Here is a 13,576-nt window from a genome sequence, read left to right as displayed (position 1 = left end):
GTCCCACCCGCGCGCCCCCACCGCGTCCGCACCGCCACACCGCACCACCAGCTCAGGAAGCAGGAGCCCGTGTCCTCCAGACCCGTCCCCCACCGCACCATCGCCGTCGTGCTCGCAGGGGGCACCGGCCAGCGCATCGGGCTCGAGATACCCAAGCAACTGCTCAAGATCGCCGGAAAGTCGATCCTGGAGCACACCCTCCACATCTTCGAGAACGCGCCGGACGTCGACGAGGTCATCCTCCTCATGACGCCCGCGTACGTGGACGACGCCCGCCGCATCGTCGAGAACGCCCGCCTGCGCAAGGTGACGGAGATCCTCCCGGGCGGCTCCACCCGCAGCGAGACCACCCTGGCCGCCATCCGGGCCGCCACGGCGCGGCTCGGCGAGGGCGAGGACTGCAACCTCCTCTTCCACGACGCGGTGCGCCCGCTGCTCTCCCAGCGCGTGGTGCGCGAGTGCGTCGAGTCCCTGGAGCGGTACCAGGCCGTCGACGTCGCCATCCCGTCCTCCGACACCGTCATCGTGACGCGGACCCACGGCGACGACGGCGAGTTCATCACCGAGGTCCCCGACCGCTCCCGACTGCGCCGCGGCCAGACCCCGCAGGGCTTCCGGCTCTCCACCATCCGCGCCGCGTACGAGCGGGCTGCCGCCGACCCGTTCTTCCAGGCCACCGACGACTGCTCGGTGGTGGTCAAGTACCTGCCGGACGTCCCCGTCCACGTGGTCGCCGGCGACGACTACAACATGAAGGTCACCCAGCCGGTCGACGTCTTCATCGCCGACAAGCTGTTCCAGCTCGCCTCCCACGCCGCGCCCGCCCAGGCCGGCGAGGAGGCCTACCGCGCGCAGCTGTCCGGCAAGACGATGGTGGTCTTCGGCGGCTCGTACGGCATCGGCGCCGACATCTGCCGGATCGCCGAGGGCTTCGGCGCCCGCGTCTTCGCGCTCGGCCGCTCCACCACCGGCACGCACGTCGAGAACCTCGACCACGTCGAGGCTGCCCTCGCCTCCGCCTACGCCGAGACCGGCCGGATCGACTACGTCGTCAACACCGCGGGCGTGCTCCGCGTCGGCCGTCTCGCCGAAACCGACAACGAGACCATCCGGGAGGCGCTGGAGGTCAACTACCTGGCCCCGGTGAACATCGCCCGCGCCTCCTACAAGTACCTCAGCGAGACCGAGGGTCAGCTGCTGCTGTTCACCTCCAGCAGCTACACCCGCGGCCGCGCCGAGTACAGCCTGTACTCCTCGACCAAGGCCGCCATGGTGAACCTGACCCAGGCGCTCGCCGACGAGTGGGCCGAAGACGGCATCCGCGTCAACTGTGTGAACCCCGAGCGCACCGCCACCCCGATGCGCGCCAAGGCCTTCGGCCGGGAGCCCCGGGAATCGCTGCTGACCTCCGAGTCGGTGGCCCTGACCTCCCTGGACGTCCTGGTCTCCGAGATGACCGGCCATGTGATCGACGTCCGCAAGCAGGATCCGACGGCGTCCCCGGCGCAGCGCTCCGGCTTCGAGGCGGCGCTCGCCTCCGTCCTGATCCAGACGTCGGAGGACCAGGGAGTCTAGGCATGTCGTACGCATCCGTTCCGCAGCAGGGCCGCCGCCCCAGGATCTACGTGGCCGGCGGCTCCAACGCGGTCAGCCGCCCGTACAGCTTCCTGCCGATGGCGGGCTGGACGCAGGCGCTGCCGCTGTTCCTCACCGACGCGGTGGAGGTGGTGAACTGCGCCCGCGCGCGGGCCAGCTCCAAGAGCTTCCGCGAGCGCGGCCGGCTCCAGTGGATCCTGGAGGACATGGCGCCGGGCGACTACCTGCTGTTCGGCTTCGGCCAGAACGACATCAAGCCGGACCCGGGCCTGCACACCGAGCCGTTCTCCACCTTCACGGAGCAGATGGCCGCGTACGTGCACGGCACCCGGGAGCGGCAGGGCCACCCGGTGATCCTGCTGCCCTACGAGCGGCGGCGCATCGACCGGCACGGCAACGTCGCCCGCTTCCTCGGCGACTACCCGGTCGCGGCCCGGCAGCTGGCCGAGGACGAGCACGTGCCGGTCGTCGACCTGTACGAGCAGAGCCTGCTGTGGTGGGAGGAGCTCGGGGCGGAGGCGTCCAAGGCCGCCTTCATGTACCTGCGCCGCGGAGAGCCCCTGCAGAAGCACATCCTGGACGGGGACAACGTGCACACACGGGCCGAGGGCGCGATCGAGTGCGCCCGGTTCATCGCCCGCAGCATGCTGGAGCAGGGCGTCATCCCGGCCCACTGGGGCCGGGACCTGGACCGCACGCGCTTCGACTACGACGAGATGGGCTGGCTGGACGAGGAGACCTTCCGGCACCGCACCACGTCCCGCGTCTCCACGTTCCCCGGCGCCTGAGGAGCCCCGTCCGTGAACAACCTCCTGTGCCGGGGCCGGGCCCTCGGCGAGACCCCCGACGGGGGCGCCGTGTACGCCGCCCTGTACTGCTCGGCCGACCCGCGGCGCGGCGTCGCGCCCGGGGAAACGGTCCAGCTCGGCCTGTCCGTGGCCCCCGACCAGGGCGCCTCGCGCGGCTGCGGCTACCTGCTGCAGGCACCGCTGGCCGAGTCCGCGGACATCGTCGGCGTGCAGGGCCTGGAGTACTTCCCGCGGCAGGGCTGGTTCCGGGTCCGGGCCGACTCGGGCGAGACCGGCACCGGCATCCTGCAGCTGCGCGTCCACGACACCGCCTCGGCGCCGCGGATCCGGCCGCAGATGATGGTGGCCGTCCCCGACGCGACCGGCCGCAAGCTCGTCCGCACGGCCCGGCTGGACGCCGAGGCGCTGCCGGTCCGCCGGGCCACCGCCCGGGGCCTGCGCCTCACCGCCGAGCCGGGCGGGTCCGGTTCGGTGAACGTGCTGTCCGCGTGCCCGGCGGGGAGCACCGCCGTGGCGGTGACCGCGCCGCGCCACGGCGAGGCGCAGCTGTCGTACGACGGCTGGGTGACGTACAGCCCGGCGCCCGGCTTCACCGGCTACGACCGGTTCGCTTACACGGTGGGCACCCCTGCGGGGGAGCAGCTGACGTCCCACGTGAACGTGTTCGTGGGATCCCTGGACTTCGCCCCGGGCGCCTTCCCCGCTCAGCCCTCGGGCGTCGCCTTCCGGCCCTGGCAGTGGCCCGAGCTGACCGGGGAGATGCCCTGGCCCCGCCCCGACCGCCCCGCGTCCGCGCCCCGTCCCACTGCCTGAGGAACCCACCAGCATGAACACCGCCGTCGCGCTCCCCGCCGACCTCAAGGACGTGTCCGTCGCGGTCCGGGTCAGCAACCAGGCCCAGGCACTGGAAGCCTGCCTGGCCTCGGTCGCCGCCCAGACCATCGGCACGGACCGGCTGGAGATCATCGGCGTCGACGACGGTTCGACGGACGAGAGCGGCTCCGTCCTGGCCCGGGCGGCGCACCAGTACCCCGGGTTCGTCCGCATCGGGCAGGTCTCGCACGGGCTGAGCCCGGCGGCGGCCCGCAACTGGGCCCTGAGCCAGGTGCGCGGACGGTACGTCATCTTCCTGGAGGCCACGGACCGGCTGGCGCCCGACGCACTGCAGCGGATGGTGGCCGCCGCCGATGCCAACGAGGCCGACGTGGTGCTCGGCAAGCTGGAGAGCTCGGGCCGGCACACGGTCCCGACGGCGATGTTCCGCAAGAACCAGGCCTACACCGACGCCTTCAGCTCGCGCGTCTACTGGTCGCTGACCCCGGACAAGCTGTTCCGCACCAGCCTGCTGCACCGGCGCGGCCTGGTCTTCCCCACCGACATGCCGACGGGGGACGAGCAGGTCTTCACCGCGGGCGCGTTCATCGGCGCGGACAACGTCTCCGTCGTCGGCGACGCCACCTGCGTGGTCAAGGGCCCCCCGCCCGTCCAGGGGGCCCCGGCCGACCGGGTCGCCCTGGCCTCCCGGATGCTGGCCCTGGTCGCCTCGCAGCTGCCTGAGGGGCCGCGCCGGGACCGGCTCCAGTCCCGGCACCTGGAGGTGGAGCTGGGCGGTGCCACCGCGCAGGCGCTGCTGTCGGCCGCCGACCCGGCGGAGCGGGACCAGACGCTGTGGGCCGCGTCCGAGGTGTTGCGCACCCAGGCCTCCCCGGGGGCGCTGGCGCTGCTGCCGCGCATGGTCGCCGTGCGGTTCGCGCTGCTGGCCCAGGGCCGGTTCGCCGAGGCCGGGCAGATCGCCGCCTTCGAGGCGGACAAGGCCCGGCCGGTCGTCCGCAAGACGGTGGAGTACGGGCGGGTGTTCACCACCCTGCCGTTCTTCCGGGACCCGCAGGTCGGGCTGCCCGACGAGCTGTTCGACATCACCGGTGACATGACGGTCTCCCAGCAGTTGCAGAAGGCCCGCTGGGACGGGCCGATGCTGCTGCTGGACGGGTACGCCTTCTTCGAGCAGCTGTCGACGAAGGACCGCGCGACCCGGGTGGTGCTGCGCGAGCGGACCAGCGGCACCCAGGAGACCCACGCGGTGACGGCCCGCCGGGACGACACCCTCACCAACGCCAAGGGCAAGACCCGGGCGATGGGCCGGTTCTCGGCGCGGATCAACCTGGCGCAGACCTCCAGCGGCTGGCCGCTGCCGCCGGGCACCTGGGACCTGTACCTGTCGGTCAGCTTCGAGGGCGTGACCCAGGAGGTGCGGCTCGGCACCCGCCGGGCGGCCGACCTGGACACCACGGCCCGGATGCCGGTGCGGATCTCGGACGCGCCGGGCACGCAGGGCATGGAGCTGACGGCGACCCCGTACTACGCGGAGGACGGCGGCCTGACCATCGAGGTCGCCCAGCGGGTCCCGCTGCCGGGCCGCGCCTGAGCCCGCTCCACCGCGCGGGCGGCCGGGCGGCCGGCCGCCCGGATCAGACGAGGAACTCCCAGGGGCCGAACGCGAGTCCCTGGACGCTCGTGTCCTGGCGGGCGCACAGGGGTGTGCCGCTCTCGTCGAACGCGGCGACGACGACCCGGCCGGCCGCGTCGACGTCCACCTGCGGGGCGTACGCGCCGCGGCCGCCGATGGAGGCCCACCAGATGCCGTAGCCCTCGTTCTCGGTGACGTAGGCGGTGACCTCGATGTCGCCGTCGGCTCCGGTCTGCGCGAGCACCGTGCAGTCGTAGCCGCCGAGGACGGCCCGGGCGACGCCGGGCGCGCCGCGGCCGCCCGCGCCGCCCAGGCCCACGAGGCCGCCCTGGACCCCCTGGCGGGCGGCCCGCCAGGCGACCAGCGAGCCGTCGCCCGGGTAGCGCCAGAAGTAGGTGGCCCGGCGCGGGCCCGTCTCGTACGCGACCGGGGTGCCGGGGACGACCGGCGTGGGGATGCGGTCGGCGAGGCCGAAGCGGCCCTGGCCGACGCCGCTCCAGCGGTCGGGCCCCGACGGGCCGACGGCGAGCACCTCCAGCACGCCGCCGGTCGGCATGAGCGGCACCACCTCGCCCGGGTAGGGCTGCGCGGTCACCTGCTTCCAGGCGCCCCACGCGCCCTCGGCGTTGCGGCTGCGCCGCAGGATGCCCGAGTGGCGCAAGGACACGAGGACGTGGGTGGAGCCGGAGCGCTGGTTGACGGTGATCCGCGGCGGGCCGGTCAGCCGGTCGCCCTCGGGGCCGCCGCGCAGGGCCGGGGCGCCGAGGCCGTACCAGTCGATCATGGGGCGGCCGGGCTGGAACTGGGTGGAGACGATGACCTCGGGCAGGCCCGAGCCGTCCTCGGCGGCCCGCAGACCCGCGAAGTGCACGTACCCCTCACGGGTCCGCGCCATGGAGGCGGCTCCCAGCCAGCCCGGGACCTCGAAGGCGTCGGGGCCGGTCCAGCCGGTGAGCGGGGCGGCCGCCTCGGTCCAGCGGAGCAGGCCGCCCGGGGTGCAGGCGTAGGCCGTCAGACGGCCGTCACCGCCCTTGAACAGCCAGGTGCCGGCCGGCGGAGTGGACTGGCGTTCCCCCGGTCCGCCGGTACGGGCGTCCTGCGCCCCGCGAGCCGAAGAGGCGGCTCGGCTACCGTCTTTGCCGCGGATCACACCGCATACCACCCTTCTGCCCGATATGTTCACGTCCGAGGGGCGGGGCCGTTCACCCGACAGAACCAGCCACTCGAAAGGGTGTCCTATGATGCACCCCATCGATAATAGAAGGGCACTCCCTCCATGACCGACCGCCCCTCGGCCACCCCACCCTCCACCCGGCGCAAGCCGCGGCGCGGCGGACGGCGCGTCCTGCGGATCGTGCTGCTGGTGGTGGCGGTGCTCATCCTCGCAGCCGGCGGCGCGGGCTGGTGGGCGTACAGCCACCTCAACGGCAACATCGACAGCGTCGACCTCGACCAGGCCATCGGCGACAACCGCCCGAAGAAGGTCGTCCCCGGCGCGCAGAACATCCTGGTCCTCGGCTCGGACTCGCGCGACGGCGCCAACGGCGACCTCGACCACGGCAACGTCAGCGGCGCCCGCTCGGACACCGCGATGCTCGTCCACCTCCCCGAGGGGCGGTCCCGCGCCACCGCCGTGAGCATCCCGCGCGACACCCTCATATCCCGGCCCGATTGCAAGGACGGCGACGGCAAGACCGTCCCGGCCGCCGACCGGGTCATGTTCAACTCCGTCTACACGCTGGCCGGGCCGGCCTGCGTGGTCAAGACCGTCGAGCAGTTGTCCGGGATCCGCGTGGACCACTTCGTCGAGGTCGACTTCGCCGGCTTCAAGGGCCTGGTCGACGCGCTCGGCGGAGTCACCGTCACCCTGGACAAGCCGATGACCGGCGCGAAGGGCGGCCTGAAGCTGGACGCCGGCACGCACCGGCTGAACGGCACCGACTCCCTCAAGTTCGTCCGTACCCGCTACGGCTACGGCGACGGCAGCGACCTCGGGCGCATAGGCCTGCAGCAGCAGTTCATGATGGCGATGCTGTCGGAGATCAAGAAGCAGGACGCCCTCGGCAACCCGGCCCGGCTCTACAAGCTCGCGGACGCCGGCACCAAGTCGCTCACCACCGACTCCGAACTCGCCTCCCTCACCGCGCTCGCCGACTTCGCGCAGAGCATGAAGGGCGTGGACCCGGACACCATGGAGACCCTCATGCTCCCGGTGGCCTACGACAAGATCGACCCCAACCGGGTCGTCGTCGCGCAGCCGCAGGCCGACCGGCTGTGGGAGGCGCTGCGCACCGACCAGAAGATCCCGGCGGACGCGAAGAAGTCCCCCGCCACGGCCAAGGGCTGAGCCCGGCCGCCCACCGCCGCACGCGTCGGGCCCGTACGGGGAGCCTCCCGTACGGGCCCGACGCTGAGCGGTGCCGGGCGTGAACTGCAGGGACGGTGCCGGACGTGGAGGGCCGGCGGCCGGTCAGTACTTGGCGTTCGCGCCGAGCCTGCCAAGGCGGCTGTTGCGGCGGCTGTAGGCGAAGTACACGATGATGCCGATGACCATCCAGATGCCGAACCGGGCCCAGGTCTCGGCCGGCAGGTTGAGCATCAGCCAGAGCGAGGCCGCGATCGACAGGATCGGGATGAACGGCACCCACGGGGTGCGGAACGCCCGGTGCAGGTCGGGGCGGGTCCTGCGGAGGATGATGACGCCCAGGGCGACCACCACGAACGCGAACAGGGTGCCGATGTTCACCAGTTCCGCGAGGTTCTCCAGGCTGGTGAAGCCCGCGACGACGGCGATGACCACACCGAGCAGGACGGTCGCCCGGTAGGGGGTGCGGTACTTCGGGTGGGTGACGGAGAAGACGCGCGGCAGCAGCCCGTCCCGGCTCATCGCGAAGAACACCCGGGTCTGGCCCAGCAGCAGGATCATGCACACGGTGATCAGGCCGACGGACGCCCCGAGGCTGATGGCGCCGGCGAAGAAGGGCTGGTTCACCGACTTGAAGGCCTCGGCGAGCGGGGCGGTCGGCGACATCTCCGTGTACTTCTGCATGCCCGTGACCACCAGGGTCACGGCGACGTAGAGGATCGTGCAGATGAGCAGCGAGCCCAGGATGCCGCGCGGCATGTCGCGCTGCGGGTTCCTGGTCTCCTCGGCCGCGGTGGCCACGACGTCGAAGCCGATGAAGGCGAAGAAGACGAGCGAGGCGGCCGTGAAGATGCCCATGATGCCGAAGTTGGTGGGCTCGTAGCCGAACAGCAGCTGGACCAGCGGCGCCTTCCAGCCGCTGACGCCCTCGGGCTGCGGCTGGGCCGGAGGGATGAACGGCGCGTAGTTGTCGGACTTGATGAAGAACAGCCCCGCGATGATGACCAGCATCACGACGGTGACCTTGATGGCGACGACGATCGCGGTGATCCGGGCCGACAGCTTCGTCCCGATGACGAGGATCGCGGTCAGCACCAGGACCAGCAGGAACGCCAGCAGGTCGAAGGTGCCGCCCGCATCGGGTCCGGAGAGTGCGACGGGCATGTCCCAGCCGAGGTTGGTGTTCATCAGGTGCCGGACGTACCCGGACCAGCCCACGGCCACGACGGCGGTGCCGAGCGCGAACTCCAGCACCAGGTCCCAGCCGATGATCCAGGCGGGCAGCTCGCCGATCGAGGCGTACGAGAACGTGTACGCCGAGCCCGCCACCGGAACGGTGGACGCGAACTCGGCGTAGCACAGGGCCGCGAGGGCGCAGACGACGCCCGCCGCCACGAAGGCGAGGGAGGTGGCCGGACCGGCGTTGTTGCGGGCGGCGATGCCCGTCAGGACGAAGATGCCGGTACCGATGATGACACCGACACCGAAGACGGTCAGGTCCCAGGCCGAGAGCGACTTCTTGAGGGCGTGTTCCGGCTCCTCCGTGTCGCGAATGGACTGCTCCACCGTCTTGGTGCGGAAGGGGCTGTTGATATCCGTTCTCACCGACGCACCTCCGAACAGGTGTCGACGCACACGAACGGGCCGGGAGGCCCACTCTCCAAGAGTGATCTCCCGGCCCGTGACGTGCAACCGCGCCTCGCTCCACGCAGCGTGCGCGGGCCGGTTTCCGGACAGGCCCGCCCGGGCGGCCGGACGGAGGCGACCGAACGGACGGAGGCGACCGGCCGGACGGAGGCGGCTAGTCGACGGCGGCGGCCGGCTCGCTGTCGAGGCGCCCGTCCAGCTTGGCGACGAGGCCGGTGACCTGCCGTGCGATGGCCGGGGCGGTCAGCCCGATCTCGGCCAGGATCTCCTTGCGCAGGGCGTGGTCGAGGAAGCGCTGCGGGATGCCGAAGTCCCGCAGCGGCACGTCGACGCCCGCGTCGCGCAGCGCCTGCGAGACCGCGGAACCCACACCGCCGGCGCGGCCGTTGTCCTCGACGGTGACGACGACGCGGTGCCGCTCGGCCAGCGGGGCGAGGGCCTCGTCCACCGGCTTGACCCAGCGGGGGTCCACGACGGTGGTGCTGATGCCCTGCTTGTCGAGGAGGTCGGCGATCTCCAGGCACATCGGGGCGAGCGCGCCGACCGAGACGAGCAGCACGTCCGGCCGGGTGACCTCGGGGGCCGGCTCGCGCAGCACGTCCATGCCGCCGATGCGGCCGACGGCCGGGACGGCCGGGCCGACGACGCCCTTGGAGAAGCGCACCACGGTCGGGGCGTCCTTGACCTCGACGGCCTCGCGCAGCTGGGCGCGCAGCTGCTCGGCGTCGCGGGGCGCGGCGAGCCGCAGGCCGGGGACGACCTGGAGGATCGACATGTCCCACATGCCGTTGTGGGAGGCGCCGTCGTCGCCGGTGACGCCGGCCCGGTCCAGGACGAAGGTGACGCCGCACTTGTGCAGGGCCACGTCCATCAGGACCTGGTCGAAGGCGCGGTTGAGGAAGGTGGCGTACACGGCGAAGACCGGGTGGACGCCGCCCGTGGCGAGGCCCGCGGCGGAGGTCGCGCCGTGCTGCTCGGCGATGCCGACGTCGTAGATGCGCTCGGGGAAGGCCTCGGCGAACTTGTTGAGGCCGACCGGGTGGAGCATGGCGGCGGTGATGCCGACGACGTCCGGGCGCTCGTGGCCGATCTTCACCATCTCGTCGGCGAAGACGGAGGTCCAGCTGGCGGCGGCGGTCTTCACCGGCAGGCCGGTGTCGGGGTGGATGACGCCGACCGCGTGGAATCGGTCCGCCTCGTGCTCCAGGGCCGGGGTGTAGCCGCGGCCCTTCTGGGTGAGGCAGTGGACGATGACGGGGCCGCTGAAGCGCTTGGCGCGCTGCAGCGCGGACTCCAGGGCCTCGATGTCGTGGCCGTCGATGGGACCGATGTACTTCAGGCCCAGGTCCTCGAACATGCCCTGCGGGGCGATGAAGTCCTTCAGGCCCTTCTTGGCCCCGTGCAGGGTCTCGAAGAGCGGCTTGCCGACGACGGGCGTGCGCTCCAGGATCTCCTTGCCGCGGGCCAGGAAGCGCTCGTAGCCGTCCGTGGTGCGCAGGGTGGCCAGGTGGTTGGCGAGGCCGCCGATGGTGGGGCCGTAGGAGCGCTCGTTGTCGTTGACGACGATGACCAGCGGGCGGTCCTTGGCGGCGGCGATGTTGTTCAGCGCCTCCCAGGCCATACCGCCGGTCAGGGCGCCGTCGCCGATGACGGCGGCCACGTGGTGGTCGGCCCGGCCGAGCACCTCGTTGGCCTTGGCGAGGCCGTCGGCCCAGCCCAGCACGGTGGAGGCGTGGGAGTTCTCGATCACGTCGTGCTCGGACTCGGCGCGCGACGGGTAGCCGGACAGACCGCCCTTGGTGCGCAGGCCGGCGAAGTCCTGGCGGCCGGTGAGCAGCTTGTGGACGTAGGCCTGGTGGCCCGTGTCGAAGAGGATCCGGTCCTTCGGCGACTCGAAGACCCGGTGCAGGGCGATCGTCAGCTCGACCACACCGAGGTTGGGGCCGAGGTGCCCGCCGGTCTTGGAGACGGCGTCGACGAGGAAGGACCTGATCTCGGCGGAGAGCTGAACCAGCTCCTCCTGGCTGAGCCGGTCCAGATCGCGCGGTCCCTTGATGCGGGTCAGCAGCACCCGTGCCTCCTTGCAGTTGCTTGCTGGTCTGTCGAGTCTAATGTTCCGTCGGCGACCCCGGTCATCGGGCTGCCGCATGCAGGTCACAGCTTTGTCATTCCTGTGCACGTCCACCCGAGGTCATACATCACATTCGGGCGCATATGCACACAGTTGCCCACAGCGGTCAACGAACTGATGTACGCACAGGTGCCCGGCGCCACGAGGAGTGGCACCGGGCACTGTGACCGGTCTTACCGCGCCGGGCGTGCTGTCAGACGCGTCCGGCGGTCTTCTGGGTCTTGCGGGTGACCGAGTCGATCACCACGGTGGCCAGCAGCACCGCACCGGTGATCATGTACTGGACGGGAGTGGCGATTCCCTCGAGGGCCAGACCGTACTGGATCGAGGTGATGACCATGACACCGAGGAGGGCGTTCCAGGTCCGGCCCCGGCCGCCGAAGAGGCTGGTGCCGCCGATGACGGCCGCGGCGATGACGTTCATCAGCAGGTCGCCGCCGCCGGCGCTCTGGTTCGCCGCCGCGATCTTGGAGGCCCAGAAGAGCCCGCCGACGGCGGCGAAGGTGCCCGCGATGGAGAACACCGCGATGCGGATGCCGGTGACGTTGATGCCCGCGCGGCGGGAGGCCTCGACGCTGCCGCCGAGGGCGAAGACGTTCCGGCCGAAGGTGGTGCGGCGCAGGAGGAAGTCCGTGCCGACCAGGACCACCACGAAGAGCACCACCGCGAGCGGAAGGCCCTTGTACTGGTTGAACACCGCGGCGGGGCCGAAGGTGAACACCGCGAGCAGGCCGGCGCGCAGCACCAGCTCGCTCATGGGGCGCGACGGGACGCCCGCCTCCGCCCGGCGCTTGTTGTCGGTGAACGCGGCCAGGAAGTACCCGGCCGTGGCGACCGCGGCGAGACCGTAGGCGGCGGCCACGTCCGTGAAGTAGTACGTGGTCAGCTGGCCCACGACACCGTCGGGGTCGATGTTGATCGTGCCGTTGCTGCCGAGGATCTGGAGCATCGCACCGGACCAGAACAGCAGGCCCGACAGGGTGACGGCGAAGGCCGGCGCGCCGATCTTGGCGAAGAAGAAGCCGTGGATCGCGCCGATCAGGGCGCCGCCGGCGACCGCCGCGAGGATCGCGAGCCACTCGTTGACCCCGTTGGTGACCGCCAGGACGGCGAACAGGGCACCGGAGACACCGCTGACCGAGCCGACCGAGAGGTCGATCTCGCCGAGCAGCAGCACGAAGATGATGCCGACGGCCATCATGCCCGTGGCGACCATCGTGATCGCGATGTTGGTGAGGTTCTCCGGGGAGAGGAAGTTCGAGTTCAGCCCTTGGAAGATGCCCCAGATCACGATCAGGCCGATGACGACCGGGAGGGACCCCAGGTCGCCCGCCTTCATCTTGCGGCGGAACTCGCTGAGGTAGCCGGCCAGGCCCTGCTCGCGGACGAGCAGGCGGGGGTCCACCGCCGGGATGGCGTCCGCCGGGGCGGCCGGGTTGGCCAGCTGGGCCACCTCTTCCGCATGGGTGTGGTGTTCGGTGCTCACTTGCGAGCCTCCCCGGTGCGGGCCGCCCGGCGGGTCACGGCGTTGTCCGTGGCGCCCGTGATGGCGGAGATGATCTCTTCCTGCGAGGTGTCGGCGACCTTGAAGACACCGTTGTTGCGGCCCAGCCGCAGGACTGCCACGCGGTCGGCGACGGCCTTCACATCGGCCATGTTGTGGCTGATGAGGATGACCGCGTGGCCGCGCTCGCGCAGCCGCTCCACCAGGTCGAGGACCTGCGCGGTCTGCTCGACGCCGAGGGCGGCGGTCGGCTCGTCGAGGATGACGAGCTGGGGCTCGCCGAGCATCGAACGGGCGATCGCCACCGTCTGGCGCTGACCGCCGGAGAGCGAGGCGATGGGGATCCGGACGCTGGGGATCCGGATGGACAGGGTGGTCAGGAGTTCGCGGGCGCGGCGCTCCATCTCCACCTCGTCGAGGACACCGCGGCGCTTGAGCTCGCGGCCCAGGAAGAGGTTGCCGACGACGTCGATGTTGTCGCACAGCGCGAGGTCCTGGTAGACCGTCGCGATGCCCAGGTTCTGGGCGTCGTGGGGCTTGGTGATCGTGACCGGCTTGCCCTCCCACTCGATGACGCCGTCATCGATGGGGTGCACGCCGGCGATCGTCTTGACGAGCGTGGACTTGCCGGCGCCGTTGTCGCCGACGAGGGCGACCACCTCGCCGGAGTGGATCTCGAGGTCTACGTCGGTGAGCGCCTGGACGGCGCCGAACCGCTTCGAGACCCCTCGCAACGCCAGCACGGGCGCAGCGGTCACATGAACCATCTCCTTCGCCGCCTGACCGGCGGGGATGTCGTGCAGTAAGTGCAGGAGCGGGGTGGGGTGGGGTGGGAAATCGTTTCTGCCCGGCGTCCCGCCGTTGGCGGGGGTGAGTGGGCGGGGCGCCGGGCAGGCGCGGGGGTCCCGGTGGACCGGAGGCCGCGGAGCGGGCCCCCGGCCGGCGGGACGCTGGGGCCTCGCACGGCCGGGAGGTCCGTGCGGGGCCGCGGCCGGCCCGGGTGGGCCGGTGCGGACTGCGGACGGCCTTCGTGGATCTCGTGGATCGCGGAGGCCGC

At 71.8% G+C, this 13,576-nt stretch carries 10 protein-coding genes; 5 read left to right on the top strand and 5 right to left on the bottom strand.

The window, feature by feature from the left end:
- Positions 1–69 precede the first annotated feature (69 nt).
- Genes HYE82_RS06705 through HYE82_RS06690 form a run of 4 tightly spaced genes read left to right on the top strand, consistent with a single transcriptional unit; the run spans position 70 to position 4,830 of the window.
- Positions 70–1,575 carry a bifunctional cytidylyltransferase/SDR family oxidoreductase gene (locus tag HYE82_RS06705; protein WP_179173003.1) on the top strand — a complete coding sequence of 502 codons (1,506 nt, stop codon included), beginning with the start codon at positions 70–72 and terminating at the stop codon, positions 1,573–1,575.
- A 2-nt stretch (positions 1,576–1,577) separates the two neighbouring features.
- Positions 1,578–2,384, top strand: coding sequence for a rhamnogalacturonan acetylesterase (locus HYE82_RS06700; protein WP_179173002.1), 807 nt, complete (start codon positions 1,578–1,580; stop codon positions 2,382–2,384).
- 12 nt (positions 2,385–2,396) lie between these two features.
- Positions 2,397–3,218, top strand: coding sequence for an Ig-like domain-containing protein (locus HYE82_RS39215; RefSeq protein WP_179173001.1), 822 nt, complete (start codon positions 2,397–2,399; stop codon positions 3,216–3,218).
- A gap of 13 nt (positions 3,219–3,231) precedes the next feature.
- The gene (locus HYE82_RS06690; protein ID WP_179173000.1) at positions 3,232–4,830 is read left to right on the top strand and encodes a glycosyltransferase family 2 protein; all 1,599 of its coding nucleotides are present in this window, start codon (positions 3,232–3,234) and stop codon (positions 4,828–4,830) included.
- Positions 4,831–4,873: 43 nt separating this feature from the next.
- Here the strand turns inward: HYE82_RS06690 and HYE82_RS06685 are convergent, their stop codons facing one another.
- Positions 4,874–6,022, bottom strand: coding sequence for a hypothetical protein (locus HYE82_RS06685; RefSeq protein WP_179172999.1), 1,149 nt, complete (start codon positions 6,020–6,022; stop codon positions 4,874–4,876).
- A 126-nt stretch (positions 6,023–6,148) separates the two neighbouring features.
- Here HYE82_RS06685 and HYE82_RS06680 point away from each other — a divergent pair, with 126 nt between their 5' ends.
- Positions 6,149–7,219: an LCP family protein gene (locus HYE82_RS06680; RefSeq protein WP_179172998.1), complete on the top strand. Its 1,071-nt coding sequence runs from the start codon at positions 6,149–6,151 to the stop codon at positions 7,217–7,219.
- A gap of 123 nt (positions 7,220–7,342) precedes the next feature.
- Here HYE82_RS06680 and HYE82_RS06675 read toward each other — a convergent pair whose 3' ends face one another.
- From HYE82_RS06675 to HYE82_RS06660, 4 genes are all read right to left on the bottom strand, one after another.
- The gene (locus HYE82_RS06675; RefSeq protein WP_179172997.1) at positions 7,343–8,842 is read right to left on the bottom strand and encodes an amino acid permease; all 1,500 of its coding nucleotides are present in this window, start codon (positions 8,840–8,842) and stop codon (positions 7,343–7,345) included.
- A 196-nt stretch (positions 8,843–9,038) separates the two neighbouring features.
- Positions 9,039–10,955 carry a 1-deoxy-D-xylulose-5-phosphate synthase gene (gene dxs / locus HYE82_RS06670; RefSeq protein ID WP_179172996.1) on the bottom strand — a complete coding sequence of 639 codons (1,917 nt, stop codon included), beginning with the start codon at positions 10,953–10,955 and terminating at the stop codon, positions 9,039–9,041.
- Positions 10,956–11,208: 253 nt separating this feature from the next.
- Entirely contained in the window at positions 11,209–12,468 is a 1,260-nt protein-coding gene (locus HYE82_RS06665; RefSeq protein WP_179173008.1) for a sugar ABC transporter permease, read from the bottom strand.
- 29 nt (positions 12,469–12,497) lie between these two features.
- Positions 12,498–13,286, bottom strand: coding sequence for an ATP-binding cassette domain-containing protein (locus HYE82_RS06660; RefSeq protein WP_179172995.1), 789 nt, complete (start codon positions 13,284–13,286; stop codon positions 12,498–12,500).
- Between the last annotated feature and the right edge of the window lie 290 nt (positions 13,287–13,576).

Source organism: Streptomyces sp. BR123 (genome assembly GCF_013401435.1).
Taxonomy (GTDB): Bacteria; Actinomycetota; Actinomycetes; order Streptomycetales; family Streptomycetaceae; genus Streptomyces.
The sequence above is the reverse complement of the archived record's forward strand: the minus strand, read 5'-3'. Positions and strand labels throughout refer to the sequence as shown.